This is a genomic window from Kitasatospora sp. NPDC127067 (assembly GCF_042724755.1).
GTDB lineage: Bacteria > Actinomycetota > Actinomycetes > Streptomycetales > Streptomycetaceae > Kitasatospora > Kitasatospora lactacystinica.
Window position 1 is genome coordinate 127,787 of record NZ_JBHXEM010000004.1, and the last position, 24,980, is coordinate 152,766.

Annotated in this window: 25 protein-coding genes; 8 read left to right on the forward strand and 17 right to left on the reverse strand. The window is 74.9% G+C overall.

Translation table 11 applies throughout. The features are described from left to right. Positions 1-150 precede the first annotated feature (150 nt). Entirely contained in the window at positions 151-711 is a 561-nt protein-coding gene (locus tag ACFWJ4_RS03240; RefSeq protein ID WP_380538596.1) for a TetR/AcrR family transcriptional regulator, read from the reverse strand. A 125-nt stretch (positions 712-836) separates the two neighbouring features. Between ACFWJ4_RS03240 and ACFWJ4_RS03245 the strand changes: the two genes are divergently transcribed. Beyond that, on the forward strand, positions 837-1,436 hold the full coding sequence (locus ACFWJ4_RS03245; RefSeq protein WP_380538598.1) for a DUF2867 domain-containing protein: 600 nt from the start codon (positions 837-839) through the stop codon (positions 1,434-1,436). 92 nt (positions 1,437-1,528) lie between these two features. On the opposite strand, the gene ACFWJ4_RS03250 is transcribed toward ACFWJ4_RS03245, so the two are convergent. Together ACFWJ4_RS03250 and ACFWJ4_RS03255 are read right to left on the reverse strand one after the other, a co-directional pair. Further along, a complete protein-coding gene (locus ACFWJ4_RS03250; protein WP_380538600.1) occupies positions 1,529-2,023 on the reverse strand; it encodes a hypothetical protein in 495 nt (164 codons plus the stop codon). Between the two features lie 42 nt (positions 2,024-2,065). Continuing rightward, positions 2,066-2,722, reverse strand: coding sequence for an ArsR/SmtB family transcription factor (locus ACFWJ4_RS03255; protein WP_380538602.1), 657 nt, complete (start codon positions 2,720-2,722; stop codon positions 2,066-2,068). Between the two features lie 157 nt (positions 2,723-2,879). Between ACFWJ4_RS03255 and ACFWJ4_RS03260 the strand changes: the two genes are divergently transcribed. The 4 genes from ACFWJ4_RS03260 to mug all read left to right on the forward strand — a co-directional run bounded on the left by ACFWJ4_RS03260 (position 2,880) and on the right by mug (position 7,579). After that, positions 2,880-4,283, forward strand: coding sequence for an MFS transporter (locus ACFWJ4_RS03260; RefSeq protein ID WP_380538604.1), 1,404 nt, complete (start codon positions 2,880-2,882; stop codon positions 4,281-4,283). 264 nt (positions 4,284-4,547) lie between these two features. Then, positions 4,548-5,711 carry a M24 family metallopeptidase gene (locus ACFWJ4_RS03265; protein WP_380538606.1) on the forward strand — a complete coding sequence of 388 codons (1,164 nt, stop codon included), beginning with the start codon at positions 4,548-4,550 and terminating at the stop codon, positions 5,709-5,711. A 135-nt stretch (positions 5,712-5,846) separates the two neighbouring features. Further along, positions 5,847-6,992 carry a phosphatase PAP2 family protein gene (locus ACFWJ4_RS03270; protein WP_380538608.1) on the forward strand — a complete coding sequence of 382 codons (1,146 nt, stop codon included), beginning with the start codon at positions 5,847-5,849 and terminating at the stop codon, positions 6,990-6,992. A gap of 14 nt (positions 6,993-7,006) precedes the next feature. After that, a complete protein-coding gene (mug, locus tag ACFWJ4_RS03275) occupies positions 7,007-7,579 on the forward strand; it encodes a G/U mismatch-specific DNA glycosylase (RefSeq protein WP_380538637.1) in 573 nt (190 codons plus the stop codon). 47 nt (positions 7,580-7,626) lie between these two features. On the opposite strand, the gene ACFWJ4_RS03280 is transcribed toward mug, so the two are convergent. Continuing rightward, on the reverse strand, positions 7,627-8,562 hold the full coding sequence (locus ACFWJ4_RS03280; RefSeq protein ID WP_380538610.1) for a LysR family transcriptional regulator: 936 nt from the start codon (positions 8,560-8,562) through the stop codon (positions 7,627-7,629). Positions 8,563-8,698: 136 nt separating this feature from the next. On the opposite strand from ACFWJ4_RS03280, the gene ACFWJ4_RS03285 reads away from it, so the two are divergent. Beyond that, positions 8,699-9,703 (forward strand): NADP-dependent oxidoreductase, encoded by a 1,005-nt coding sequence (locus tag ACFWJ4_RS03285; RefSeq protein WP_380538612.1) that lies wholly within the window; start codon positions 8,699-8,701, stop codon positions 9,701-9,703. A 105-nt stretch (positions 9,704-9,808) separates the two neighbouring features. On the opposite strand, the gene ACFWJ4_RS03290 is transcribed toward ACFWJ4_RS03285, so the two are convergent. After that, positions 9,809-10,819, reverse strand: a complete 1,011-nt coding sequence (locus ACFWJ4_RS03290) for a sigma-70 family RNA polymerase sigma factor (RefSeq protein ID WP_380538614.1) — start codon at positions 10,817-10,819, stop codon at positions 9,809-9,811. A gap of 74 nt (positions 10,820-10,893) precedes the next feature. On the opposite strand from ACFWJ4_RS03290, the gene ACFWJ4_RS03295 reads away from it, so the two are divergent. Beyond that, complete coding sequence (locus tag ACFWJ4_RS03295) at positions 10,894-11,583, forward strand: NAD(P)H-dependent oxidoreductase (protein ID WP_380538616.1); 690 nt, start codon at positions 10,894-10,896, stop codon at positions 11,581-11,583. A 47-nt stretch (positions 11,584-11,630) separates the two neighbouring features. Here ACFWJ4_RS03295 and ACFWJ4_RS03300 read toward each other — a convergent pair whose 3' ends face one another. The 3 genes from ACFWJ4_RS03300 to ACFWJ4_RS03310 form a co-directional block, all read right to left on the reverse strand. After that, positions 11,631-12,587: a M48 family metalloprotease gene (locus tag ACFWJ4_RS03300; protein WP_359897573.1), complete on the reverse strand. Its 957-nt coding sequence runs from the start codon at positions 12,585-12,587 to the stop codon at positions 11,631-11,633. 3 nt (positions 12,588-12,590) lie between these two features. Next, positions 12,591-13,016, reverse strand: coding sequence for a BlaI/MecI/CopY family transcriptional regulator (locus ACFWJ4_RS03305; RefSeq protein WP_380538618.1), 426 nt, complete (start codon positions 13,014-13,016; stop codon positions 12,591-12,593). 132 nt (positions 13,017-13,148) lie between these two features. Continuing rightward, the gene (locus ACFWJ4_RS03310; protein ID WP_380538620.1) at positions 13,149-14,057 is read right to left on the reverse strand and encodes a DMT family transporter; all 909 of its coding nucleotides are present in this window, start codon (positions 14,055-14,057) and stop codon (positions 13,149-13,151) included. Here ACFWJ4_RS03310 and ACFWJ4_RS03315 point away from each other — a divergent pair. Continuing rightward, a complete protein-coding gene (locus ACFWJ4_RS03315) occupies positions 14,056-15,510 on the forward strand; it encodes a PLP-dependent aminotransferase family protein (protein WP_380538622.1) in 1,455 nt (484 codons plus the stop codon). The genes ACFWJ4_RS03310 and ACFWJ4_RS03315 overlap by 2 nt on opposite strands. 17 nt (positions 15,511-15,527) lie before the next feature. Here ACFWJ4_RS03315 and htpX read toward each other — a convergent pair whose 3' ends face one another. The 9 genes from htpX to ACFWJ4_RS03360 form a co-directional block, all read right to left on the reverse strand. Then, positions 15,528-16,391, reverse strand: coding sequence for a zinc metalloprotease HtpX (htpX, locus tag ACFWJ4_RS03320; protein ID WP_359897577.1), 864 nt, complete (start codon positions 16,389-16,391; stop codon positions 15,528-15,530). Positions 16,392-16,612: 221 nt separating this feature from the next. Beyond that, positions 16,613-18,157: an NADH-quinone oxidoreductase subunit N gene (locus ACFWJ4_RS03325; protein ID WP_380538624.1), complete on the reverse strand. Its 1,545-nt coding sequence runs from the start codon at positions 18,155-18,157 to the stop codon at positions 16,613-16,615. A 56-nt stretch (positions 18,158-18,213) separates the two neighbouring features. Beyond that, positions 18,214-19,794 (reverse strand): NuoM family protein, encoded by a 1,581-nt coding sequence (locus tag ACFWJ4_RS03330; RefSeq protein WP_380538626.1) that lies wholly within the window; start codon positions 19,792-19,794, stop codon positions 18,214-18,216. A gap of 53 nt (positions 19,795-19,847) precedes the next feature. Continuing rightward, positions 19,848-21,902 (reverse strand): NADH-quinone oxidoreductase subunit L, encoded by a 2,055-nt coding sequence (locus tag ACFWJ4_RS03335; RefSeq protein WP_380538627.1) that lies wholly within the window; start codon positions 21,900-21,902, stop codon positions 19,848-19,850. Continuing rightward, complete coding sequence (nuoK, locus tag ACFWJ4_RS03340) at positions 21,899-22,291, reverse strand: NADH-quinone oxidoreductase subunit NuoK (RefSeq protein ID WP_380538629.1); 393 nt, start codon at positions 22,289-22,291, stop codon at positions 21,899-21,901. The genes ACFWJ4_RS03335 and nuoK overlap by 4 nt, the downstream gene beginning before the upstream one ends. Next, complete coding sequence (locus ACFWJ4_RS03345) at positions 22,291-22,989, reverse strand: NADH-quinone oxidoreductase subunit J (protein ID WP_380538631.1); 699 nt, start codon at positions 22,987-22,989, stop codon at positions 22,291-22,293. Before ACFWJ4_RS03345 ends, nuoK begins: the two co-directional genes overlap by 1 nt. Continuing rightward, positions 22,986-23,555 (reverse strand): NADH-quinone oxidoreductase subunit I, encoded by a 570-nt coding sequence (locus ACFWJ4_RS03350; RefSeq protein WP_359897583.1) that lies wholly within the window; start codon positions 23,553-23,555, stop codon positions 22,986-22,988. The genes ACFWJ4_RS03345 and ACFWJ4_RS03350 overlap by 4 nt, the downstream gene beginning before the upstream one ends. After that, positions 23,552-24,511 carry an NADH-quinone oxidoreductase subunit NuoH gene (gene nuoH / locus ACFWJ4_RS03355; RefSeq protein WP_380356089.1) on the reverse strand — a complete coding sequence of 320 codons (960 nt, stop codon included), beginning with the start codon at positions 24,509-24,511 and terminating at the stop codon, positions 23,552-23,554. Before nuoH ends, ACFWJ4_RS03350 begins: the two co-directional genes overlap by 4 nt. Beyond that, positions 24,508-24,741, reverse strand: coding sequence for a hypothetical protein (locus ACFWJ4_RS03360; RefSeq protein WP_359897584.1), 234 nt, complete (start codon positions 24,739-24,741; stop codon positions 24,508-24,510). The genes nuoH and ACFWJ4_RS03360 overlap by 4 nt, the downstream gene beginning before the upstream one ends. Positions 24,742-24,980 lie beyond the last annotated feature (239 nt).

Sequence of the window (24,980 nt, forward strand, 5' to 3'; positions counted from 1 at the left end):
CATCCGGGGGGCGCGCCCCCCCACCTTTTGCGGTCCCGCGCCCCCGTTTTCCGTGCCCCGTTTTCTGTGCCCCCGTTTTCTGTGCGCCGTTTTCCGTGCACCGCTTTCCGTGCACCGCTTTCCGCGTGCCCGGCCGGCCGGAGACAGGCTCTAGCGCAGGAGCCATTCGCGGGTCAGTTCCATCACCTCGGCGCGGCTGCGGCCCTCGTGGTCGACGGCGACGAGGTGGTGGCCGATCCGGAGCGAGAAGCTGATCAGGCTGCGGACCTCGACGTCGTCCGGGTCGGGGCAGAACGACGCGTAGAGCGAACGCAGGTAGGCCATCCGGCGGTTGTCCACGCGGCGCAGGCGTTCGGCGACCGCTTCGTCGCGCCGCGCCCAGTCGCGGATCGCCAGGTCGACGGTGGTGCCGGTCACGGGCCCGTCGCCGCTGGTGGCGGCGATCGCGAAGAGTCGCCCGAGCCGGGTCCGGGCGTCGCCGCCCTCGTCCTCGACCTGGGCGATCACACCCTCGGTGACCTCCCGCTCCCAGGTGTCGAGCATCTCGTCGAGCAGTGCGCCCCGGCTGCGGAAGTACCCGTAGAAGCCGCCCTTGGTGACGCCGAGCGCCTGGGCGAGCGGCTCGACGCGCACCGCCTCCGGGCCGCCGGCCGCGAGCGCCCGCAGCCCCTCCTCGATCCACCGGGCGCGCGGCGTCCGCGTCACGCCCATGCCGGGCTCCTCGCCGCGTCTCGTTCCACTGTGTCGCTCCTCACGCTCACGCCCTTGTACATACGCCACCGTACACGCGGGTCTAGCCTGGCTCTATACGGCACCGTACAGACAGGGGCACGCAGATGAGACTCCCCCGCACGGCACACACCTCCCGCCCGTGGCGGATCCACGAGATCGCCCCCGACTTCCGCCTGGAGGACGTGTGGGCCCTGCCGACCCCCGGCAGCCCCGACGACCTCGCCCGCCTGGTCGACCAGTTCGCCAACGGCACCGGCGCCCCGATGTCCGCCTCCCCCGTCGTCCGCCTCCTCTTCGCGGCCCGCTGGAAGCTCGGCGCCCTGCTCGGCTGGGACAAGCCCGACGCCGGCCTCGACACCCGCGTCCCCACCCTCCGCGACCGCCTCCCGGCCGATCTCCGGGACGCCCCGCGCGGCCCCGACACCCGCTCCGCGCCGTTCCGCTCCGTCTACCTGCTCCACGACGAGTGGACCGCCGAGACGGCCAACCGCACCGTCCACGGCATCCTCCACCTCGGCTGGGTCGAGACCGCTCCCGGCAGCGGCGCGTACCGCGCCCAGATGGCCGTCCTGGTCAAGCCCAACGGGCTCCTCGGCCACCTCTACATGGCCGCCATCAAGCCCTTCCGGTACCTCGGCGTCTACCCGGCCCTCCTGCGCTCCATCGGCCGGCGCTGGCAGGCCGACTCGCCCGCCTCGCGCTGACCGCACGGGGGCGGGCACAGCCCCGGGCACAAGCGCGGGCGCAGGCACAAGCGCGCACACGGGCGCGGGCACGGACGGCGGCGGCGGCGGGGTCAGTCGGCCGGCTCGGCCCAGCCGCCGGTGCTGCGGTGCCGCCCCAGGCCGACCGACTCGAACTCGTCCGCCCGGCCCTCCTCGGCGCGGGCGCCGATCCGCCGCAGGGCGCGGGAGATCGGGGTGCCCTCGGCCGGGGCTGGCTCGAATTCGCCGATGGTGAGCGGGCCGAGGGTGACCGCGCCGTCCACCCAGACGGCCGCGCGCTGGGTGCCGCCGCCACCGAAGTACCGCGCCTCGACGCGGGCGATCGGTCCGGCCTTCGACCAGGCGGCGAGCCGGAGTTCGAAGCCGTCCGCGGGCCGGCCGGGCCCGGCCCCGCTGCCGGGCCTGCGCAGGACGCCGTCTCCCTGGAGCGCGGTGAGGACGGCGGAGGTGACCGGGATCAGGGCCAGCCCCTGCGCCAACGGCACCACCCGGGCCGCCGGAACCTCCGCCGCCGCCACCGTCAGCAGCTCCCGTGTTCCTATCAGCGCCTGGAGTTCGTAGGACATGCCGGACATGGTGTCCCACCGCACCGACAGACGACCCGGAATTTATGATTCCGTGCCCGGTCGGAGACCGTAGAGCAGGGTAAAGACGGTCACATCCAGCGCATCCTCGGCCGCACTCGGCCCTTCTTCGTTCAGTTCGTCGAAGATTTCGGCCAGTTGGGATCGCAGCCGGTCCAACCGGTCCGGGCTGAGCCGCAGTGCGAAGTCCGCGAACAGTCCGGACGGCGGGCCCGAACCACCGGGCGGCCGGCCGAAGTCCAGCCGGCCTTCGGCGATCCTGGCGCGGAAGTCGGACCGCACCCGGTCCATCGCGGCCACGACGGCCTCGTACGCCTCGGAGCGGGCCGGGGAGTCGGCGGTGAACATCTCCGGGGCCAGCCGGATCGCCCCCTGGGCGACCCGGTAGCGGCTCTCCACGATGCCCGAGACCAGCCGGGTGCCGGCCACCAGGACCAGCCCGGCCTTCTCCAACTGCTTGATGTGCCGGTAGAGCTTGGTCTGCGGCTCGTTGAGCGTGGCGGCGAGCTCCTTGGCCGTCAGCGGACGGTCCTCGGAGGACTGCAGCGCGCCGAGGATGGCCAGGCGCAGCGGGTCGGCCAGGGCCTTGAGCACCGCGACGTCGGACACCTGGCGTTCCTTGACCCAGGTGACGGGCTGCTGCTCGCCGCCGTCGGCGGCCTCCGGTGTGTGCTCGACCACGGGGCCACCCTTCCAGATCGGCCGCTCCGTTCGCAATCACGCCCCGGTGAGCGCTCACCACCGAGCCATCAATCACCCTTGCGAAACCAATGACGCCTGCGACATCATTCATGCAGACGTGAATGATTGCGGCAATCGCGAACGATGGGGGCGGGACATGGCGGACCAACCGACGACGACAACGGCGATGGAGCACCCCGGACCGGCCGACGCCCCGCCGTCCGTGCCCCCGCCGCCCGCGCCTTCCCCGTCCGCACCTTCGTCGCCCGCACCGCCGCCGCTCGTACCACTGCGGCGCAACCTGCGGTTCCAGGCCCTCTGGGCCGGCCAGGCCTCCGCGACCCTCGGCATGGTGATCGGCGACACCGCCTTCCCCCTGCTGGTCCTCGCGCTCACCGGCTCCTCCACCTCCGCCGGAGCCTTCGGCGCCGTGCAGATGGCCGCCACCCTGCTGCTGGGCGTCCACGGCGGCGTGGTGGCCGACCGGGTGAACCGTCGCCGGGTGCTGATCGCCGCCGACAGCGCTCGGTTACTCGCCCTCGCCAGCGTCCCGGTGGCCCTGGCGTTCGGCCCGCCGAACCTGGTCCACCTGCTGCTGGTCGCCGCCGTGATCGGCGCGACGATCGCCTACAGCGGCCCGGTCCGGCTGCTCGCGCTGCGCTCGGTGGTCCCGCCGGAGCAGCTCTCCCAGGCCCTGGCCCAGGACGAGGCCCGGATGAGCGGCGCCTCGCTGGCGGGACCGCCACTGGCCGGGTTCCTGTTCGGGCTCGGCCACGCGGTCCCCTTCCTCGGCGCCGCGCTCGCCTCCCTGCTCGCGGTGACCGCCGCCGTCGCGGTGCGCTTCCCCAGCCCGCACGAGTCCGGGGACGCCGACCGGTCCACCGGGAACAGCGCCCTGGCGGGATTCCGCGTCCTCGCCGCCTCCCCGCTGCTGCGGACCGCCCTGGCCGTCCTGCTGGTGATCAATCTCGCCGGGGCCTCCCTGCTGCTGCCCGTCATGGTGCTGCTGCGCGAGCACGGCACCAGCGGCACCGGGATCGGCCTGGCCCTGGCCGGCGAGGCGGTCGGGGCGCTGGCCGGCACCGCCCTGGTCGCCCGGCTGCACCGGCTGGCGGGCCCCGGCGTACTGCTGCTGGCGGTGGCCTGGAGCGCCGTACCGGTCCCGCTGGCGCCGCTGCTGCCCGGCGGGGCGCCGACCGTCTTCGCCGCGCTGTTCGTGTTCGGCGCGGGCGTGCCGACCCTGCGGGTGATGCTCGACCTGCTGGTCTTCCGTCAGGTGCCGGACGCGCTGCGCGGCCGGGTGATCGCGGCGACCATGACGCTGCTCACCGCCGGCATGCCCGCCGGGAGCTTCGTCACCGGCCTGCTGCTGGACCGCTCCTCCCCCGCCACCGCGCTGGTCGGGATCAGCGCCCTGCTCGCCGCCGCTCTGCTGGCCGCGACCGCGAGCCGCACGCTGCGGCGCGCCGTGTGGCCCACTGCCGAGTCCGCCGCATCCGCTGAATCCACCAAGTCCACCAAGTCCACCGAGTCGGCCGAGTCGGCCGACCGGCAGGACTGACGCCCCGGGTCGGCCGCCGCTCACCCGCACGGCCGTCCGCCGCATGCGGTGGGCCCGGCAACCGGGTGAACTGGCCGGGTAACGCCCGCCCCCGAGGGCTTCCCGGGGCGGGCCGCGGACCCGCCGTGCCCGCCCACGCCTCGCCCGGTACCGGAGCGCCCACCGGATCGCCGTCCGGAGAGCGATCCGCATCGCCGTCCGGATCGCGCCGGTTCCTCCCCGAGGGCTTCGCCAACTCGACGAGGAAGTGATGGAGTTGACGCGATGGAGTCCCAGCAGCGCCCGTCCGGCCCCCGAGGAGGAACCGCCGTGCCCCGCCCCTTCACCGTCGAGGACCACACCGCCCGGATGTCCCGCGCCACCGCCGAGGCGACCGCCGCCGGTCTGGCCGGCCTGGTCGTCGCGCCCGGTCCCGACCTGGCCTACCTGTGCGGCTACTCGCCCACCGCGATCACCGAGCGACTGACCGCCCTCGTCCTCACCGCCGGAAGCGAACCCGCTCTGGTGGTGCCCAAGTTGGAGCGCCCGGATGCCGAGAAGGCGGTCGGCGCCCCGGCCGTCGGGCTGCTCGACTGGTCCGACGGCGAGGACCCGTTCGCCACCGTCGGCCCGCTGCTCGACCCGGCCGGACGGTACGGCGTCTCCGACAACACCTGGGCGCTGCACCTGCTCGGCTTCCAGGCCGCGCTGCCCGGCGTCTCCTTCGTCTCGCTCACCGACTGCCTGCCGATGCTGCGCGCCGTCAAGGACACCGAGGAGCTGGACCGCCTGGCCGCCGCGGGCGGCGCGGCGGACGCCGCCTACCGGGGCATCCTGGAGGTCGAGTTCGCCGGCCGCCGGGAGACCGACGTGGCCGCCGACCTCGGCGCGCTGCTCATCCAGTACGGGCACAGCCAGGTCGACTTCACCGTGGTCGGCTCGGGGCCGAACGGCGCCAACCCGCACCACGAGGCCGGTGACCGGGTCATCCGTACGGGTGACACCGTGGTGCTGGACTTCGGCGGCCTCAAGGACGGCTACGGTTCCGACACCACCCGGACGGTGCACGTCGGCGCGGACGTCCCGGACGAGGTGCGCAAGGTGCACGAGCTGGTCCGACTGGCCCAGCAGACCGCCTTCGAGGCGGTGCGCCCCGGGGTAGCCTGCCAGGAGATCGACCGGATCGCCCGCCGGGTGATCACCGAGGGCGGGTACGGCGAGTACTTCATCCACCGCACCGGCCACGGCATCGGCACCACCACGCACGAACCTCCGTACCTGGTCGAGGGCGAGGAACGGCCGCTGGTGCCGGGCATGTGCTTCTCGATCGAGCCGGGGATCTACCTGCCCGGCCGGTTCGGGGTGCGGATCGAGGACATCGTGACCGTCACCCCGGCCGGCGGCCGACGCTTCAACAACACCCCGCACGAGCTGGGCATCGTGGCCTGACCCGCGCCCGACCGTGCGTCGAACCACCAGTCGAATTCACCTGTCGAACCGGGTGTCGACCGGATCGGACGTTCTTACGATCCAGTCATATTTCACCCAGAGTCCTCCAAGTTTGGGTTGCTAGTTTCGGTGCGCATGACCAAGACCCTCCCCCCGGCCCCGCACGACGCGCGGGCCGGGCAGCCACGCCCGGTGCCTCCGCCCCGCCCACGCGTGACGGGCTGGTCGAGACTCCGGTGGCTGGCCTGGCCGCTCTACCTGACGTGCCTCCTCTGGTTCCTGAGCACCGAGGGCATCCCCGCGGCCAACGACGTGCTGTTCCTCTGGCTCATCGCCGCCCTGCTGACCGCCGCCGTGCACAGCGGGCACGGCCCCCGCGGCTTCCTCCTGGTCCTGCGCGACTGGGTCCCGGTGATGGCCGTGGTGTGGGCGTACTCACTGCTGCGCGGCTACGGCGCCCACACCCCGTGGGCCCCGCACTGGCTGCCGCAGCTGCGCTTCGACGAGGTGCTCGGCTTCGGCGAGACCTGGACCGTCCGGCTCCAGCACGCGCTCTACACCGCCGGCTCACCGCATTGGTACGACTACGCCGCGGTGACCGTCTACCTCTCGCACTTCTTCGTGGTCTTCCTGCTGCTCGCGGTGCTCTGGCGACGCGCGCACCACCGCTTCCGGCAGCTGCTCGCCGCCTACCTGACGCTCACCTTCGCCGGCTTCGCCACCTACCTCCTCTACCCGGCCGACCCGCCGTGGCTGGTCTCCCAGGAGGGCAACCTGCCGCACCTGTCCCGGGTGGTCTGGGAAGTGATCTCGGTGAGCGGGCTGCCGCAGGCCGACTCCCTGCTGGAGAACGGCAGTCAGTTCGCCAACGACGTCGCCGCGATGCCCTCGCTGCACTCCGCCTACCCGGCGATGCTGCTGTTCTTCTTCTGGCCCACCGCCAACCGCTGGCTGCGGGCCGTGCTGGTCGCCTACCCGCTCGCGATGACCTTCACCCTGGTCTACGGCGCGGAGCACTTCATCATCGACGTCTTCGTCGGCTGGGCCTACGCGGCCGTGGTGGTGTTCGGCCTGCGCCGGCTGCGCAACCGCCGGGCGGCCGTCGCGACTTCGGGGCCGGCCCCGGCCCCGGGCCCGGCGGAGGACACGGCCGAGCGCGCGGCCGGGCGCACCGCCGAGGACGCGGCCGAGGAGATCGCCAGGGACACCGCCGAGCGCGCGGCGAAGGAAGCGAAGGAGGCGAAGGACGCGGCCAAGGGCACGGCAGACTTGGCCGGGTGAATCCGAGCGCACCGATGAAGCCCACCGCCGAGCAGCTGCTGGCCGCCAAGGACACCACCATCCCGGACGTCTCCGGTCCCGGGCTGCGGGTGCTGTTCTGCGGCATCAACCCGGGCCTGTGGTCCGGCGCCACCGGCCACCACTTCGCCCGCCCGGGCAACCGCTTCTGGCCGGCCCTGCACCGCTCCGGCTTCACCGGGCGCCAGTACCGCCCGGACGAGCAGCGGGAGTTGCTCGCACTCGGCCTGGGCATCACCAACGTCGCCCCGCGCACCACCGCCAAGGCGGACGAGCTGACCGCCGAGGAGCTGCGCGAGGGCGGCGCCGCGCTGCGCGCACGGGTGCTGCGGCTGCGCCCGCGCGTCCTGGCCGTGCTCGGCATCGGCGCCTACCGGACGGCCTTCGGGCAGCGCCGGGCCACGCCGGGGCGGCAACCGGAGGGCATCGGCGGCACCGAGGTGTGGGTGCTGCCGAACCCCAGCGGCCTCAACGCCCACTACACCCTGGACGGGCTGGCCGAGGAGTTCCGCAAGCTCCGGGAGGCCGTCGAGGACCCTGCCGTCGGGAACCGGTCCGTCGAGGCCTGAGCCCGCGGGGCTTGGGCCCGCGCGGTCCGGGCCTACGGGGTCCGGGCCTACGGGGCTTGGGCCGTCGCGGACCGGCCGGCCGGGGGCCGGGCCGCCGACAGCCCGGCCGGCAGCGGCAGTTCGCGCAGCTCGCGGATCAGCGCCCGGACGGGGGCCGTCCCGGCCAGCTCGGGCGTGGTGACGTACCCGACCGAGCGGCTGGGCGGCCGCGGCCCGAGGTCGGTGACGGCGAGGCCGGCCGGGGCGCCGAGCAGGGCGGTCCGGGGCATGATCGCCATGCCGAGGCCCTGGGCGACCAGCGAGAGGGCCACCGTGTCGTCCTCCACGTCCACGGTCGCGGGCGGGATCCAGTCCTGCCGCTGCCACCAGTCCCGGGTGTACGAGCCGCAGTTCTCGTCCCAGTCGACCAGCGGGAGTTCGCGCGGCGCCGGGTGGCCGTGCGGGTGCGCGAGCGCGTACGACTCCTCGTACAGCCGCACCGCGACCAGGCCCGGGGCGGGTGGCGGGCCGCCCGCGTCGAGCGTCGCCAGCCCGAGGTCGGCGCGACCGTCGGCGACCTCCCCGGCGGTGCCGCGGCCGAGCTCCCGGACGATCCGGACGTGGGTGCCGAGCCCGGGGTGGCGCTCGGCGAGCCGGGCCAGGACGGGCGGCAGCAGGTGGGCGGCGGCACTGCGGAAGGCGGCGATCCGCAGGGTGCCGGTCAGCGGTCCGTCCGCTCCCGCGCCGCGCACCTCGGGGCCCATCGCGTCCAGCAGTCGCAGGATCCGGCGGGCGTACGCCACCGCTCGCGCGCCGCCCTCGGTGGGGCGCGCGCCGTGGCGCCCCCGGTCGAAGAGCACCGCGCCGAGCTTTCGCTCGCAGGCGCGGACAGCGTGCGAGACGGCGGACTGGGTACTGCCCAGGCGTGCGGCGGCCGCCGTGAAGCTCCGCTCCTCCTCGACGGCGACCAGGGTCCGCAGCTCGTGCGGGGCGAGATCGGTCATGCGGCCGAACCTATCCCGCGATCCATCGATCCTGCTCATGGATGCCGCCGTTCCATCGACCGGCGCCCCTGCCCGGCGGCTCCCGCGCTTCCTACGGTGATCACATCCGCCCGTCCTCACCCGTCCGGAGCCCCCGATGTCCCGCCCCACCACCCGCGCCGTCCACCTGGTCTCCCGCCCCGACGGGGCGCCGACCGCCGCGAACTTCGCCTTCGTCGAGGACACCGTCCCGGCCCTCGCGGCGGGCGAGGCCCTGGTCGAGAACCTCTACCAGTCCGTCGACCCGTACATGCGCGAGGAGATGGAGGAGGGCGGCTGGGAGCTGCACGCCCCGCTGGAGGGCCGCGCCCTCGGCCGGGTGGTGGAGTCCCGGGCCGACGCCCTGCCGGTCGGGGCACTGGTCCAGCACCGCCAGGCCTGGCGCGCCCACGCGGTGGTCACCGCCGAGCGGGCGAGCCTGCTGCCCGATCTCGCCGGCGTCCCGCTCTGCTCCCACCTGTCGGTGCTCGGCGGCACCGGTCTGTCCGCCTGGGTCGCGCTGACCAGGATCGCCCGGCTCCAGCCCGGCGAGACGCTCTTCGTCTCGGCGGCCGCCGGCGGCGTCGGCACCGCCGCCGGGCAGCTCGCCCGGCTGCTCGGCGCCGGACGGATCGTCGGCAGCACCGGCTCCGCCGCCAAGGCCGCCCGCCTCACCGAGCGGCTCGGCTTCGACGCCGCCTTCGACTACCACGACGGCCCGATCGCGGACCGCCTGCGCGAGGCCGCCCCCGAGGGGCTGCACGCCTACCTGGACAACGTCGGCGGCGACCACCTGGAGGCCGCCATCGGCGCCCTGCGCGAGCGCGGCCGGATCGCCTGGTGCGGCGCGGTCGCCCAGTACAACCGGCTCGGGAACCCGCCGGCCGCCCCGCGCAACCTGTTCGACGTGGTCGGGAAGAGCCTGCGGCTGGAGGGCTTCCTGGTCCGCGACCACCTCGACGCCCGGCCGGAGCTGTACGACTTCCTGGTCCCGCACCTGCGTTCGGGCGCCGTCGTCCCGGACGAGACCGTCGTGGACGGCTTCGACCGGGTGGTGGACGCCTTCCTCGGCATGCTGCGCGGCGCCAACACCGGCAAGATGCTGGTCCGGATCGCCCACTGACCCGGCGCCGACCGGACCACCCCCGACCGGCCCGCCCCCGACCGGCCCGCCGGGCGGCCCTCACCCGGGCGGGACACAGTCCGGCAGCCCCCGCCCGGGAAGGAGTCACTCCGGCAGGACGGCCAGGTCGAGCGCGGCCAGCCGGGCCGGGTCGGCCACCACCTCGTAGCCGGCCACCCGGCCGTCCGCGACCGCCACCCGCAGCACCAGCCGCAGCCGCCCGTCCGGGGCGATCAGGATGCCGGGCGCCCCGTCCACCAGGGCCACCGCGCCGTAGCGGGCCCGGCGGCCGAAGACCGTGGTCTCCCGGGCGACGGCCCGCGCGCCCCGGGCCACCGGGTCGCGGCCGGGCCCCAGCGCCGCCGGATCGGCCCGGCGCACCACGTCGGGAGCCAGCACGGCCAGCAGGTCGGCCAGGTCCCCGCCCCGGGCGGCGGCCAGGAAGGCCTCCACCACCCGCCGGTGCCCGGCCAGCGGCTCCGGGGGCAGCGCGGCCGTCCCGCGGACCCGCTGCCGGGCCCGGCTGGCCAGCTTCTTGGCGGCCACCGGGGTCCGTCCGAGGATCGGCCCGATCCGGTCGAAGGGCACCGCGAAGCCGTCGTGCAGCACGAAGGCGACCCGCTCGGCCGGGCCCAGCCGGTCCAGCACCACGAGCAGCGCCCGGCCCACCGACTCGACCAGCAGCGCCTCCCGCTCCGGCTCCGGGCCGCCGCCCGAGCCGTCCGGCAGCGCCTCGTCGGTCGGCTCCTCGCGGCGCGCGGCACGGGCCCGCAGCAGGTCCAGGCAGATCCGGGAGACCACCGTGGTCAGCCAGCCGGGCAGGTTGCCGATCTCCGCCGGATCGGTGCGGACCAGCCGCAGCCAGGCCTCCTGCACGGCGTCCTCGGCCTCGCCGGTCGAGCCGAGCATCCGCTGGGCGATCGCCCGCAGCCGGCCGCGCTCGGCCTCGAAGCGCTCGGCGTTCACGCGCTCGGCGTCCGAGCACACGGCGTCCACGCGCTCGGCGTCCGAGCGCACGGCCTCGAAGCGTTCGGCCTCCGGGCGTCCCGCCCCCGAGGCCGCTCCCCCGCTCCGCTCCCGCCCGTCCGCCGCCCCCGGCATCGCGTTCCGGTCCATCGGTCACCTTTCCTCGGCGCGGCTCGTCACCGCTATGACGATCCGTCCCCCTCCGAGGTGACCAGGAGACCGCCATGACCTCCACCACGCTGCTCCACCTGGATTCGAGCATCAGCCCGTCCGGTTCGGTGAGCCACGCCCTGACCGCCCGCTTCGCCGACGCCTGGCGCGCCCGCCACGGCGCCCGCGTCCAGCACCGGCACCGCGACCTCGCCACCGACCCGGTGCCCACGGTGCGCGCCGCCTACGACGCCCTCGGCCGCCGCACCGAACGCAAGGGGGTGCTCCCGCTGGACGACGTCGGCCGCCTCGCCGAGGGGCCGGACGAGGCGCGGGAGTGGGCGCTCAGCCGCCCGCTGATCGAGGAGCTGCGGGCCGCCGACGTCCTGCTGGTCGGCAGCCCGATGTACAACTACACCGTCTCGGCCGGCCTCAAGTCGTGGATCGACCGGGTCACCTTCCCCGGCGTCCACCACGATCCGGAGACCGGCGAGCCGCTGCTGCGCGACACCCGCGTGGTGGTCGTCGCGGTCCGCGGCGGCGGCTACGGGCCGGGCACGCCGCGTGCCCACTGCGACTTCCAGGTCCCGTACCTGCGGGCGTACTTCGACCGGATCGGGGTCGCGGCGGAGCACCTGCACGTGGTCACCGCCGAGCTCACCCGGGCCGCGGACATCCCGGCGCTGAACGCCTTCCAGCCGCTCGCCGCCGAATCCCTGGCGGCGGCCGAGACCGCCGTCGACGAGCTGGCCGCGACGCTCTAGAGTCCCGCCGGCCACAGCGGGGTGACGCTCCGGAGCCCCGCCGGCTACTACAGCGGGGTGACGGCCTTGAGCACCACCAGCAGGGCCACGGCGGCGTTGAGCGCGCACAGCGCCGACGCCGCCGTACCGATCGCCGCGACCATCGCCGCCAGGCCCGCCGGGGTCTTCGCCGGCGGCCAGTTGCGGGAGGTCGGCACCGGGCCGAGCAGCGCGGCGACCCGGCGCGGCACCGGGCCGGCCGCCGCGGCCGGGGCGGCGAAGGCAGCGAAGCCGGGGGCCGGGGCGGCGTGCGAGACCAGGGCCGCCCGGGCCACCGCCCGCGCGGTGATCCGGCGGTCCCCGACGGCCTGCGCCGAGTCCTCGTCCGCCCACCGCTCCGCGCTGTACGCCACCGCGTCCTGCAGCGGCCGCAGGAACGGGTTGACGCAGGCGGCGAGCTGGGTGGTCAGCAGGTACCGGTGGTGGCGGTGGCGCAGGTGCGCCCGCTCGTGGGCGAGCAGCGCCTCGCGCTCGTCGGCGGCCAGGCCGGCCAGCATCCCGGTGGAGACCACGACCCGGCCGGGCGAGCCGGGCAGCGCGTAGGCGTACGGGCTCCGGTCCGGCAGCACCGCGAGGTCGCCGGCCGGTCCCGGCCCGACGGGCAGCCCGCTCAGCGCCCGGCGGGCCCGGGCCCGCACCCGCAGGTGCCGCACGACCGTCCGGGCGCAGGCGAGGACCACCAGGGCCAGCAGCCACATCGCGGCCGTGCCGACCGTCTCGTGGTACGGCAGCGCGGCCCGCACCTCCGGGTCGGACCAGCTGTCCGGCAGCGGGTTGCCGGGGATCTGCGCGGTGCCCACCACGCCGATCAGCCCGAGGCAGAGCGCGCTGCACACCGCCATCACCGCGCTGATCACGGTCATCAGCCGGGCCGCGCCGCGCGGGTGCAGGTGCTGTTCGGTCAGGCGCGCGATCGGGACCGCGGTGAGCGGCAGGACGAGCGGGAGGAAGACGAAGAGGCCCACGGGTCAGCTCTCACGGTCGGGCACTGCCGGATCGGCGGACGCGGCGTCCAGCAGCGCCCGGAGCAGTTCCTCGTCGTGCGGCAGCAGCGCGCTGACGAAGCTGGCCAGGACGGCGTCCCGGTCCGCCTCCCCGTCGAGCATCCGGCGCATCCGCAGCGCGGCCAGCCCGGCGGCGTCCGAGGAGGCCTGCCACAGGTAGGAACGGCCGGAGCGGGTCCTGGTCACGGCGCTCTTGGCGTGCAGCCGGGACAGGATGGTCATGACCGTGGTGTAGGCCAGGTCGCCCTCCAGGCGTTCCTGGACCCATCCCGCGGCGGCCGGGCCGGGCGCCTGCTGGAGCACCGCGAGCACCTGCGCCTCCAGCTCGCCCTGGCCGCGGCGCCGGGCCGGCGCGTCCCCGGCCGCCGGGGCGTGCCTCTCGTCTGCCATGACGGCCCACTCCCTCCGGATGCCTCGCCCGGACCGACGGGCACGGGTTCATCCTAACGAGCAAGGGGCCGCGCCGAACCGGTCGGATCGGGGGTTCGGGAACGTACGGCACAGCCCTGCGGCGCCCGCGGGTCAGGTCCGGGCCCGCTGGGTCACCGCGATGCAGACCAGCACCACCACCGCGGTGACGGGCGCCGCGGCCGGCAGCCGCTCGCCGAGCAGCAGCACCGACCAGACCAGTGTCAGCAGCGGCTGCGCGAGCTGGAGCTGGCTGGCCCTCGGCACCCCGATCGCGGCCATCCCCCGGTACCAGAGCACGAACCCGCCGAGCTGCGAGACCGCCGCCGTGTAGGCCAGTCCGACCAGGGCCTGCGCCCCGAACCGCACCGGCTCGGCGCCCAGCCCGAGTGCCGCGGTCAGCAGCGTCGCGGGCAGGGCGGCCACCACCGCCCAGGCGATCACCTGGGCGCCCGGCAGGTCCCGGGAGAGCCGCCCGCCCTCGGCGTACCCGGCGGCGCAGAGCAGTACCGCCGCGAACAGGTAGAGGTCGGCGACGGTCGGCCGGCCGTGGCTCTGCATCAGGGTGAAGGCGAGCACGGCGGCGGCCCCGGCGAGCGCCGCCGCCCAGAACGCCGCGGACGGCCGGCGGCCGGTGCGCAGCGCCGCGACCGTCGCCGTGGCCAGCGGCAGCACGCCGATGACCACCGCCGAGTGGGCGGTCGAGGAGGTGCGCAGGGCGAGCGTGGTCAGCAGCGGGAAGCCGAGGACGCAGCCGCCGGAGACCACCAGCAGTCCGGGCCAGTGCCGCCGCTGCGGCAGCGGGGCGCGGACGGCCGCCAGGTGGAGGACGGCCAGCAGACCGGCGAGGGCGCCGCGCAGGCCGGTCGCGGACCACGGGCCGAAGCCGGTCAGGGACCACGCGGTCGCCGGGAAGGAGAGCGAGAAGGAGGCCACGGCGAGGGCCGCGAGGGCGGTGCCGGAAGCGGGGGCCTGGCGAGGTGCTACCGCCCGAAGCCGGGTAGCGCTATCTTGTGCCGTCATGAACGAGCGTAGCAGTGTGACCGAACTCGCCGACATCCTGCGGCGGGAGGTCGAGCGCTACCCGGAGGGACGGAAGCTTCCCTCCAGTCGGGCGCTGGTGGAACGTCACCAGGTCAGCCCGGTGACGGTCTCCCGGGCCATCGCGGTGCTGGTGGCCGAGGGGCTGGTGGTCTCCCGGCCCGGCGCCGGGGTGTTCCGGGCGGCAGCCTTCGCCGCGGCCCCGGCCGTCCCCGCCGCACCGTCCGGCCGCACCGGCGACCTCTCCTGGCAGCAGATCGCGCTCAGCGCCGACTCCGGCCCGCGCGACCTGCTCGCCGCCCCCGTGTTCGCCACCCTCCGGGTGCCCCCGCCCGACGTCGTCGACCTCAACAGCGGCTACCCGCACGCCTCGCTGCTGCCCGAGCGGCTGCTCGCCGCCGCGCTCGCCCGGGCCGGCCGGCGACCGGGCGCCTGGGACCGCCCGCCCACCGACGGCCTCACCGAACTGCGCGGCTGGTTCGCCCGGGACATCGGCGGCCACGGCGGGCCGATCGGCGTCGGGGACGTCCTGATCACCTCCGGCGGGCAGAGCGGGCTGACCGTCGCCATGCGGGCGCTCGCCGCGCCCGGCTCGCCGGTGCTGGTGGAGTCGCCGACGTACGCGGGCATCCTGGCGGTCGTCCGGGCGGCCGGGCTGCGGCCCGTCCCGGTCCCGGTCGACGCCGACGGCCTGCGCACCGACCTGCTGGCGGACGCCTTCGCGGCCACCCGGGCACGGGTCCTCGTCTGCCAGCCGCTGTTCCAGAACCCCACCGGGGCGGTGCTGTCGCCCGAACGGCGGGAGGCGGTGCTGCGGATCGCCCGGGCCGCCGGGGCCTTCGTGGTCGAGGACGACTTCGCCCGGCTGCTGGTCCACGCGGACGCCCCCGCGCTGCCGCGCCCGCTCGCCGCCGACGACCGGGACGGGGTCGTGGTGCACCTGCGCTCGCTGACCAAGGCGGCCTCCCCCAACCTGCGGGTCGGCGCCCTCACCGCGCGCGGACCGGCGCTGGCCCGACTGCGGGCCACCCAGGTGGTGGACAGCTTCTTCGTGCCCCGGCCGCTCCAGGAGGCCACCCTGGAACTGGTCGCCGACCCCGCCTGGGCCCGTCACCTGCGCACTCTCGGCGCCGAACTGCGCGACCGCCGCACCGCCGCCGTCGCCGCCCTGCACCGCGAGCTGCCCGGCGTCCTCGGCACCCACCGCCCCGGGGGCTACCACCTGTGGCTGCGCTTCCCGGACGGCGTCGACGACACCGCCCTCGCCGCGGCCGCGCTGCGCGCCGGCGTCCAGGTCTCCCCCGGCCGCCCCTACCACCCCGCCGAACCCCCGGCCCCCCACCTGCGCCTCAGCTACGCCGCGGCCGAGAGCCCCGCCCAGGTCGCCGAGGGCGTCCACCGCCTGCGGCTCGCGTACGAGGAGGAGACGGGCTGACCCCGGACGGCGGTGCGCTACCGCCCGTGGCCCGCCATCCGCTCCAGGCGGGCGACCCGCTCGGCCATCGGCGGGTGGGTGGAGAAGAGCCTCGCGCCGGCCTCGCCGGGACGGAAGGGGCTGGCGATCATCATGTGGCTCGCGGTCTGGAGCTGCGGCTCGGGCGGGAGCGGCAGCCGGCGGGTCCCGGCGTCCAGCTTCCGCAGGGCGCTCGCGAGGGCGAGCGGGTCGCCGGTGATCCGGGCGCCGTCGGCGTCGGCCTGGTACTCGCGGGAGCGGCTGACCGCCATCTGGATCAGTCCGGCCGCGAGCGGGCCGAGGATCATGATGGCGAGCATCCCGAACAGCCCCGGGCCGTCGTCGTCCTCGCTGCGCCCGAACGGGATCAGCCAGGCGAAGTTCACCAGGAACATCACCACCGAGGCGAGCGCCCCGGCCACCGAGGAGATCAGGATGTCCCGGTTGTAGACGTGGCTCAGCTCGTGCCCGAGCACGCCCCGCAGCTCGCGTTCGTCCAGGATCCGCAGGATGCCCTCGGTGCAGCAGACCGCCGCGTTGCGCGGGTTGCGGCCGGTGGCGAAGGCGTTGGGCGCGGGGGTCGGGGAGATGTAGAGGCGGGGCATCGGCTGGCGGGCGGCGGTGGAGAGCTCGCGGACGATCCGGTACAGCTGGGGCGCCTCGAACTCGCTGACCGGCCGGGCCCGCATGGCCCGCAGCGCGAGCTTGTCGCTGTTCCAGTACGCGTAGGCGTTGGTCCCGAGGGCGACCAGCAGGGCGATCACGAAGCCGGTGCGACCGAAGAGGCTTCCGATCACCAGGATCAGCGCCGAGAGGCCGCCGAGCAGGACGGCGGTCCTCAGTCCGTTGTGCCGGCTGTGCACGTCAGGCCCTCCAGTGGTGCGGTGGGGAAGCCCTTTCTGCCTCGTCCCTCGTGCCCGGTCAACGGGCGGGGCCGAGGGCCTTGTTCCCTTGTGACCCGACACGGTGACCGACGCGACACCGCAGCGCCGCACCACCGGCGCGGCCGCGGCGGCCCCGGGCCGCACCACCGGCACCGCCGTGACAGCCCCGGACCGCACCCCCGGCGCGGTCCGGCGCCCGCTCAGAACAGCGAGCCGCCCGCCACCTGGAGGACCAGCTGCGGCGCCACCGAGAGGACCACGGCGGCCGAGGCGGTGAGCCCCAGCGTCGCGGTGAGGCTCACCGGCAGACGGCTTCCGGCGGCGGCCTCCGCGAGGGGCTCGTCCCCCGCCGGGGCGAACAGCCGGGCCGTCCACAGCAGGTAGTAGTACAGGGCGATGACCACGTTGACGGCCATCACCACGGCGAGCCAGCCCAGCCCGGCGTCGACCGCCGCGCGGAACACCACGACCTTGCCGAACAGGCCGATCACGCCCGGCGGCAGCCCGGCCAGGCAGAGCAGGAAGAAGGCGAGCGCCAGCGCCGTCCAGCGGTTGCGGGCGAACAGGCCGCGGAAGTCGTCCACGCTGGTCCCGGGCCGGCGGCCGACGGCGGCGACCACCCCGAAGGCGCCGAGGTTCACCACGCCGTAGATCAGCGCGTACGCGGCGGTGGCACCGAGCGGGTCGACGCCGGTCGGCGCGTAGCCGGCCGCGGCGAGCGGCACCAGCAGGTACCCGGCCTGGCCGACCGAGGACCAGGCGAGCAGCCGCACCGCGCTGTACCGGGTGTCGAAGCGCTGGCGCAGCGCGCCGACGTTGCCGGCGGTCATGGTGACGGCGGCCAGCACCGCGAGCACCAGGCCCCAGGTGTGGGCGTACGGGCGGAAGGCGACGGTGGTGGCCAGCGCCAGCCCGGACAGGCCGGCCGCCTTGCCGACCACCGAGAGGTAGCCGGCCACCGGCAGCGGCGCGCCGGTGTAGGTGTCGGGCACCCAGAAGTGGAACGGGACGGCGGCGACCTTGAAGGCGAAGCCGACCAGGGTCAGCACCGCGCCCGCCTCGGCCAGCGGCTTGAGCTGCCCGGGCGCGTGCTCCAGGCCCTGGGCGACGGCGCCGAGGTGCAGGCTGCCGCTCGCCGCGTAGACGAAGCCGACGCCGAGCAGCATCACGGCGGTCGCGGTCACCGAGGAGACGAAGAACTTGAAGGCGGCCTCGGCGCCCCGGCCGTCCCGGCGCAGCGCGACCAGGGCGAAGGCGGGCAGCGAGGCGACCTCCAGGGCGATCACCATGGTGGCGAGGTCGCGGGAGGCGGGCAGCAGCGCGGCGCCGGTGGCGCTGGAGAGCAGCAGGAACCAGTACTCGCCGCGCGGCAGCCGCTCGTCCTCCACCGTGTGCGCCGACAGCAGCGCCGCGATCAGCGCGCCGCCGAGGGCGAGCAGCTGGAACACCAGGGCGAAGTGGTCGGCGACGTACGAGCAGCCGCCGTTGTCGGACCCCCCTGCTACGTTCTGCACACAGAAGGTCGCTCGGGGTGATCCACCGGTGAGGGGGAGGAGTGCGATGAGGGCGAGGGCGAGTCCGGCCGCAGTGAGACGTCCGAGCCACTTCTTGTGCCGCTCGGGCAGGAACAGGTCCGTGAGCAGCACGGCGAGGGCGGCCACGGCGGCGATCAGCGGCGGTGCGATCGCCACCCAGTCCACGGACTGGATCAGGCTGCCCGGGTTGGCTACGGCGAGGGAGGTCACAGTGTGCTGCCCCGTGGAGTGAGGTCCGAGTGCGGCGGTCTGGGCTGCGAGCACGGTCAGCCACCCCCGAGGAGGTGCTTGACGGCGGGATCGGAGAGGCCGAGCAGCAGCGCGGGCCAGAGGCCGGCGAGCAGCGTCAGCGCGGCCAGCGGCGTCCAGCTGACGGCCTCGTACGGGCGCAGGTCGGCGAGCTCGGCCACCGGTGCGGGCTGCTCGGGGTCCCCCATGCAGACGCGCTTGACCACGATCAGGAGGTACGCGGCGGTGAGGAGGGTGCCGAGGCCGGCCAGGACCATGTAGGTGACGAACGCGGGGCGCGACAGGCCGTCGGCCGGGTCGAACGCGCCGAACATGGCGAGCAGCTCGCCCCAGAAGCCTGCCAGGCCGGGCAGGCCGAGGCTGGCGACGGCGGCGAAGGCGAGCAGCACGCCCAGTCGCGGGGCCCGGCCGTACAGGGCGGCGCCGGTGGCCCCGGCGAGGGTGTCGAGGTCGGCCGTGCCGTAGCGGTCCTTGAGCGCGCCGACGACGAAGAACAGCAGACCGGTGATCAGACCGTGGGCGATGTTGGCGAACAGCGCGCCGTTGACGCCCACCGGGGTGAGGGAGGCGATGCCGAGCAGCACGAAGCCCATGTGGCCGACGGAGGAGAACGCGATCAGGCGCTTGAGGTCGCCCTTGGCGCCGGGGCGGGAGAGCGCCAGGCAGGCCAGGGAGCCGTAGACGATGCCGACGGCCGCGAAGGCGCCCAGGTAGGGGGCCAGCGTGGTGGCGCCGTCCGGCACGACCGGGAGGAGGACGCGGACCAGACCGTAGGTGCCCATCTTCAGCAGCACGCCGGCGAGCAGCACCGAGCCCACCGTCGGGGCGGCGGTGTGGGCGTCCGGGAGCCAGCTGTGCAGCGGCCAGGCCGGGGCCTTGACCGCGAGCCCGACCAGGATCGCCAGCGCGGCGACCACCTGGGTGGTGTGGCTCAGGCCGCTGCCGTGCGCGGCGGCCAGGGCCTGCATGTCGAAGGTGCCGGCCTTGCTGCCGATCAGCAGGAAGCCGAGCAGCATCACGGCCGAGCCGAGCAGCGTGTAGAGGATGAACCGGTTGGCGGCCGGCACCTTCGCGCCGCTCCCCCAGCGGGCGATCAGGAAGTACATCGGGATCAGCACGATCTCGAAGGCCAGGAAGAAGAGCAGGAGGTCCAGCACCGCGAAGGTGGCGAGCATGCCGACTTCGAGCAGGAGGAACAGCGCGACGAAGGCCTGTGCCGACGGACGAGGCTCATCAGGGGCTGCGCCCCGGGCGTCCCCGCCCGGCAGTCGCTTCTCCGAGTAGAGCGCGCAGAGGAAGGTGAGCAGCGCGGTCAGCACGATCAGCGGCAGCGAGACGCCGTCCACCCCGAGGTGGAGGCGCACGTGCAGGGCCGGGATCCAGGACACGTCGGTGGTGGCCTGCATCCGGGCGGGCTCGTCCTGGTCGAAGCCGGCCGCGAGGACGACGGTGAGCAGGAACACCGCGCCGGTGACGACGGTGTTCAGCCGCAGTGCCCGCCGGCCGGCCACGGCCCGGTCTGGCCCGAACACCGGCGCCAGGGTGAGTACGGCGCCGAGCAGCGGCAGCACCAGGAGGGCGATGAGGACTGCGTTCATCGGGGGCTCCCAGCAGCGGTCGAGGGGACGGAGGTGGAGGACAGCAGCACCGGCTACACCGCCACCAGGACGGCCAGCAGGACGACGGCGGCCAGCAGGGCGCTGAGGTAGGTCTGCGCGTTCCCGGTCTGCGCGAGCCGGACGGCCCGGCCGAGCAGGTTGGCGCCGATGCCGCTGCCCTGCACGTAGCCCTCGACGACCTCGCGGTCGAGGAATCGGACCAGCTTGGCGGCGGCGACCACCGGGCGGACGAACAGCGCCCGGTACAGCCGGTCGACGCCGAAGCCGTGCCGGGCCGGGCCGAACAGCGGGCCGAGCAGGGTGCGCCCGGGGTCGGCGACGATCACCTCGGCGGCCGGGGCCCCGCCCTGCTCGGGCACCCGGCCGGCCGGTGCCGGGCGGCCGGTGCCCAGCCGGGCGGCCGCCGAGCGCCAGGCGCCGTACGCGGCGAGCGCGCCGACCACGGCGAGCCCGGTGCCGGTGACGGCGGTTACGGCGGAGGGCCGCAGCGAGCCGCCGTCCAGGAGCGCGGGCAGCCAGTCCGAGCGCACGCCGGCGATGCCGAAGCCCATGGTCGGCACGGCCAGCACCCACAGCGGCCAGCGCATCGCGGGCGGCTCGGCCGTGGCCGGGTCGGCCTCGTCGAGCTCGGGCGAGTACGGCGCGCCGGCCTCGTGGTCGGCCACGACGGTGCCCCGGTCGGCGGCGGGCAGCACCTGCGGTGCGGCCGCGGCGGCCCCGGCCGGGCTGTGGAACGCGACCAGGAACAGCCGGGCCGCGTACGCGGCGGTGAGCAGCGCGGTGAGTCCGGCGGAGATCAGCACGATCCACCCGGCCGCCTGCGGCACCGCCGAGGCCGGGCCGAGGCCGTTGGTCAGCGCCTCGCCGTTGGCGGCGTGCTCGGCGGCGGTGAGCACCGCCTCCTTGCTGAAGAAGCCGGAGAACGGCGGCAGCCCGATCAGGGCGACGAGCGCGATGCCCATCGTCCAGTAGGCGTCGGGGACGCGTTTGCGCAGCCCGGGGATCCGGGACATCGCGGAGATCGAGTTGGTGTGCGCGGCGTGGATCACCACACCGGCGGCCAGGAACAGCAGCGCCTTGAACGCGCCGTGGCTGACCAGGTGGAAGACCGAGGCCTCGCGGTCACCGGAGGCCAGCGCGCCGGCCATGTAGCCGAGCTGGCCGACGGTGGAGTAGGCGAGCACCCGTTTGAGGTCGTCCTGGGCGAGCGCGCAGAGCGCCGAACCGATCATCGTCACGGCGGCCATCACCGCGAGCACGACCAGCGCCGCGCCCGACAGCAGGAAGACCGGCAGCAGCCGGGCGACCAGGTAGATGCCGGCCGCGACCATGGTGGCGGCGTGGATCAGCGCGGAGACCGGGGTCGGGCCGGCCATCGCGTCCGGGAGCCAGGTGTGCAGCGGGAACTGCGCGCTCTTGCCGGCCACGCCGGCGAGCAGCAGCAGGGCGGTCAGTGTCGGGTGCCCGAGCCGGCCCTCCGACGCGGCCGCCAGCACGTCCGGGATGCGGAAGCTGCCGGCGTCCGCGCCGAGCAGGAAGATCCCGAACAGGAACGGCACGTCACCGAGCTTGGTGACCAGGAAGGCCTTCAGCGAGGCCGAGCGGGCGTCCGCCGTCTCCCAGTGGTGGCCGATCAGGAAGTACGAGCACAGGCCCATGACCTCCCAGCCGACCAGCAGCACGATCAGGTCGCCCGAGTAGACCACCAGGAACATCGCCGCGGTGAACAGCGAGACCAGCGCCGCGTAGGACGGGTAGCGCGGGTCCTCCTTGAGGTACGCGGTCGAGTAGACCTGGACGCAGGTGGCGACCAGTCCGACCAGCACCGAGATCAGCGAGCTGAAGCCGTCCAGGTGGAGGGCGAGGGCGATGTCCGGGCCGCCGGTCGGGGTGAGCCGGGTGGCGGCGTCCAGGGTCTGGCCGGTGCCCAGCTGGAGGGCGACCACCAGGGCGAGCACCGCCGAGACGGCGACCGGGACGACGGCCAGCGGCCGGGCCAGCCCGGGCGCCTTCCGGCCGACGGCCAGGGTCGCGACGGCGCCGAGCGCGGGCAGCACCGGGACGAGTACGGGAAGGGCGAGGTTCATGCGGTGGCCCGGCCCTTCAGTGCCTCGGCTCCGACCGGCGCCCCGGCGTCGACCGGCGTCTCCTCGACGGCGAACGCCTCGGCCGGGTCGCCGAGCGCGGTGGCCCGGTCGATGTCCGCGGTGCCCCGGGCCCGGAACAGCAGCAGGACGATGGCGAGCCCCAGTCCGATCTCGGCGGCGGCGACGGTGATGGTGAACAGGGTGAGCGCCTGCCCGGCGTGCAGCGAGTCGCGCAGCCAGGCGTCGAAGGCGACCAGGTTGAGGTTGACGGCGTTGAGCATCAGCTCGACGGACATCAGCACCAGGACGGCGTTGCGCCGGGCGAGCACGCCGTACACGCCGACGCTGAACAGCAGCGCGGCGAGGACGGCGGGGTAGGCGAGGTGCATCAGCCCTCCTGCTCAGAGGTCGACTGCTCGGAGGTCGCCGGAGCCGGCTTCGGCGCGGTCGCGGCGACCGTCCGGTTGGACCCGACCGGCCGCCCGGCGCGCAGCCGGCCCGCCCGGGGCGCCGGCACCCGCCGCTTGGAGCCGCGCGACAGCACGATCGCGCCGACCAGCGCCGCCAGCAGCAGCACGGACAGCGCCTCGAAGGGCAGCACCCAGTGCCGGAACAGGCTGGCCCCGGTGACGGCGGCCGAGCCGCCGCCCTGGCCGAGGTCGATCCAGGAGGTCCGGAAGGCGTCGACGACCAGCGTGACCAGGGTCCCGGCCGCGGCCAGCGCCACGACCAGGGCCACCCAGCGGTTCTTGGAGTCGGCGTCCGGCGAGCGCCCGATCGGCGCCTTGGTGAGCATCAGCCCGAACAGCACCAGGACGACCACCGAGCCGAGGTAGATCAGCACCTGCACCCAGGCGATGAACTCGGCCGTGAGCAGCAGGAACTCCACCGCCAGCCCGCCGAGCGCGACCACCAGCCAGAGCGCGGCGTGCACCAGCTGCCTGGTGGTCACTGAGACCACGGCCGAGCCGAGCACGGCGATGCCGACCAGCAGGAAGACGATCTCCTGGCCGGTCGGGGACAGGAACGAACGGGCGGCCGGCTCCAGGGAGCCGGTCGCCGCGAGAAGCGTGGTGGCACCGGTCACGCGTCGTCACCCTTCTCGTCGGTGGCCGATTGCGCGGCCGCCGCGGCGGCCGCGGCCAGCTTGTCCGCCGCCTTGCGCGCGGTGGCGATCTCCTTGGGCTCCTCGGCCGCCGGGTCCAGGGCCGGCGGCGCGGGGACGGTCCACATCCACTCGCGGAGCTTGTCCCGCTCGTGGGTCAGCTCGTGGATGTCGGTCTCCGCGTACTCGAACTCCGGCGACCAGAACAGCGCGTCGAAGGGACAGACCTCGATGCAGATCCCGCAGTACATGCAGAGCGAGAAGTCGATGGCGAAGCGGTCCAGCACGTTGCGGGTGCGGGCCCGGGCGTTCGGCTCGGCGGCCGGCAGCGTCTCCTTGTGGGAGTCGATGTAGATGCACCAGTCCGGGCACTCGCGCGCGCAGAGCATGCACACCGTGCAGTTCTCCTCCAGCAGCGCGATGACGCCGCGCGAGCGCGGCGGCAGCACCGGCTGCACGTCGGGGTACTGCGCGGTGACGCTCTTCCTCGTCATCGTCCGCAGCGTCACGGCCAGGCCCTTGGCGAGGCCGATACCGGGGAAGCTCATGAGATCGCCACCTTGATGATGCCGGTGAGGGCCAGCTGGACCAGCGCGAGCGGGATCAGCACCGTCCACGCGAAGCGCATCAGCTGGTCCTCGCGCAGACGCGGGTAGGTGACCCGCAGCCAGATGACCACGAAGGCCAGCGCGAAGGTCTTGAGGATCATCCAGAGCCAGCCGAGCTGGTCCGGCAGCGGTCCGTGCCAGCCGCCCAGGAAGAGCACCGCGGTCAGCGCGGACACCACCAGGATGCCCACGTACTCGGACAGCAGGAACAGGGCGAACCGCAGACCGGTGTACTCGGTGTACGCGCCGAAGATGATCTCCGAGTCGGCGATCGGCATGTCGAAGGGCGGGCGCTGGAGCTCGGCCAGACCGGCCGTGAAGAAGACGAACGCGCCGATGACCTGCCAGGGCAGCCAGTACCACTCCCAGGCGTCCACGATCCCGGGCAGCGACAGCGTGCCGGCGGCCATCGCCACCGAGGCCGCCGCCAGCACCATCGGCAGCTCGTACGACATCAGCTGCGCGGCCGTGCGCAGGCCTCCGAGCAGCGAGAACTTGTTCGCCGAGGCCCAGCCGGCCATCAGCTTGCCGATCACGCCGACGCCCATCACGGCCAGCACGAAGAACAGGCCTGCGTCGATCGCCTGGCCGACGAAGCCGTTCGGGCCGACCGGGATCGCCAGCAGCACGAAGAGGTACGGCAGCAGCGAGACGGCGGGCGCCAGCTGGAAGATCCGGCGGTCCGCCCCGGCCGGGACGATGTCCTCCTTCTGCGCGAACTTCACGCCGTCCGCGACGAGCTGCGCCCAGCCGTGGAAGCCACCCGCGTACATCGGGCCGAGCCGGCCCTGCATGTGCGCCATGACCTTGTGCTCGGTCTGGCCGATGACCAGCGGGAAGACCAGGAAGACGACGAGGGTGGCGACGCAGCGCAGCACCGTGTCGAGCAGGTTCACGCGCCGTCTCCGTCCTGGTCGGCCGCTCCGGCCGAGGTCTCGTCCTTCTGCTCGCCCGGTTCGCCCGGTTCGCCCGGCTTCTCGCCCGAGGGCTTCTCGTCGTGGGCGGGCACCGGGTTGTGCCAGGGCGCGTCGGAGGACCGGGGCGCGTCGGAGGTCCGGGGCCGTACGGGAGCCGCGGGCTCGGCCGTCGGTTCGCCGGCCGTCTGGCTGGCCGACCCCTCGGACACCGACCGGGTCCGCCGCGGGCGGTCCGCCCGCACCGGCGGGGCGCCCTCGGCGGCGGGAGCGGCAGGAACGGCAGGAGCTTCGGGAGCGGCAGGAGCTTCGGGAGTGGCGGGAGCTTCGGGAGTGGCGGCGGCATCGGCTCCCGCCTGGCTCGCCGACCCCGCGGACACCGACCGGGTCCGCCGCGGCCGGTCCGCCCGCACCGGAGCGCCGCCCTCAGCGGCGGCAGCAGCACCGGCAC

What these genes read in the sequence shown, in the direction of transcription:
- ACFWJ4_RS03280 (WP_380538610.1), bottom strand. Translation starts at nt 8,562, where the DNA reads ATGACCGATCTCGCCCCGCACGAGCTGCGGACCCTGGTCGCCGTCGAG.
- ACFWJ4_RS03250 (WP_380538600.1), bottom strand. Translation starts at nt 2,023, where the DNA reads ATGTCCTACGAACTCCAGGCGCTGATAGGAACACGGGAGCTGCTGACG.
- ACFWJ4_RS03265 (WP_380538606.1), top strand. Translation starts at nt 4,548, where the DNA reads ATGGAGTCCCAGCAGCGCCCGTCCGGCCCCCGAGGAGGAACCGCCGTG.
- ACFWJ4_RS03260 (WP_380538604.1), top strand. Translation starts at nt 2,880, where the DNA reads ATGGCGGACCAACCGACGACGACAACGGCGATGGAGCACCCCGGACCG.
- ACFWJ4_RS03350 (WP_359897583.1), bottom strand. Translation starts at nt 23,555, where the DNA reads ATGAGCTTCCCCGGTATCGGCCTCGCCAAGGGCCTGGCCGTGACGCTG.
- ACFWJ4_RS03290 (WP_380538614.1), bottom strand. Translation starts at nt 10,819, where the DNA reads ATGGACCGGAACGCGATGCCGGGGGCGGCGGACGGGCGGGAGCGGAGC.
- ACFWJ4_RS03330 (WP_380538626.1), bottom strand. Translation starts at nt 19,794, where the DNA reads ATGAACGCAGTCCTCATCGCCCTCCTGGTGCTGCCGCTGCTCGGCGCC.
- ACFWJ4_RS03285 (WP_380538612.1), top strand. Translation starts at nt 8,699, where the DNA reads ATGTCCCGCCCCACCACCCGCGCCGTCCACCTGGTCTCCCGCCCCGAC.
- ACFWJ4_RS03315 (WP_380538622.1), top strand. Translation starts at nt 14,056, where the DNA reads ATGAACGAGCGTAGCAGTGTGACCGAACTCGCCGACATCCTGCGGCGG.
- ACFWJ4_RS03335 (WP_380538627.1), bottom strand. Translation starts at nt 21,902, where the DNA reads ATGAACCTCGCCCTTCCCGTACTCGTCCCGGTGCTGCCCGCGCTCGGC.
- ACFWJ4_RS03310 (WP_380538620.1), bottom strand. Translation starts at nt 14,057, where the DNA reads ATGACGGCACAAGATAGCGCTACCCGGCTTCGGGCGGTAGCACCTCGC.
- nuoK (WP_380538629.1), bottom strand. Translation starts at nt 22,291, where the DNA reads ATGCACCTCGCCTACCCCGCCGTCCTCGCCGCGCTGCTGTTCAGCGTC.
- ACFWJ4_RS03240 (WP_380538596.1), bottom strand. Translation starts at nt 711, where the DNA reads ATGGGCGTGACGCGGACGCCGCGCGCCCGGTGGATCGAGGAGGGGCTG.
- ACFWJ4_RS03295 (WP_380538616.1), top strand. Translation starts at nt 10,894, where the DNA reads ATGACCTCCACCACGCTGCTCCACCTGGATTCGAGCATCAGCCCGTCC.
- ACFWJ4_RS03270 (WP_380538608.1), top strand. Translation starts at nt 5,847, where the DNA reads ATGACCAAGACCCTCCCCCCGGCCCCGCACGACGCGCGGGCCGGGCAG.
- ACFWJ4_RS03305 (WP_380538618.1), bottom strand. Translation starts at nt 13,016, where the DNA reads ATGGCAGACGAGAGGCACGCCCCGGCGGCCGGGGACGCGCCGGCCCGG.
- ACFWJ4_RS03245 (WP_380538598.1), top strand. Translation starts at nt 837, where the DNA reads ATGAGACTCCCCCGCACGGCACACACCTCCCGCCCGTGGCGGATCCAC.
- mug (WP_380538637.1), top strand. Translation starts at nt 7,007, where the DNA reads ATGAAGCCCACCGCCGAGCAGCTGCTGGCCGCCAAGGACACCACCATC.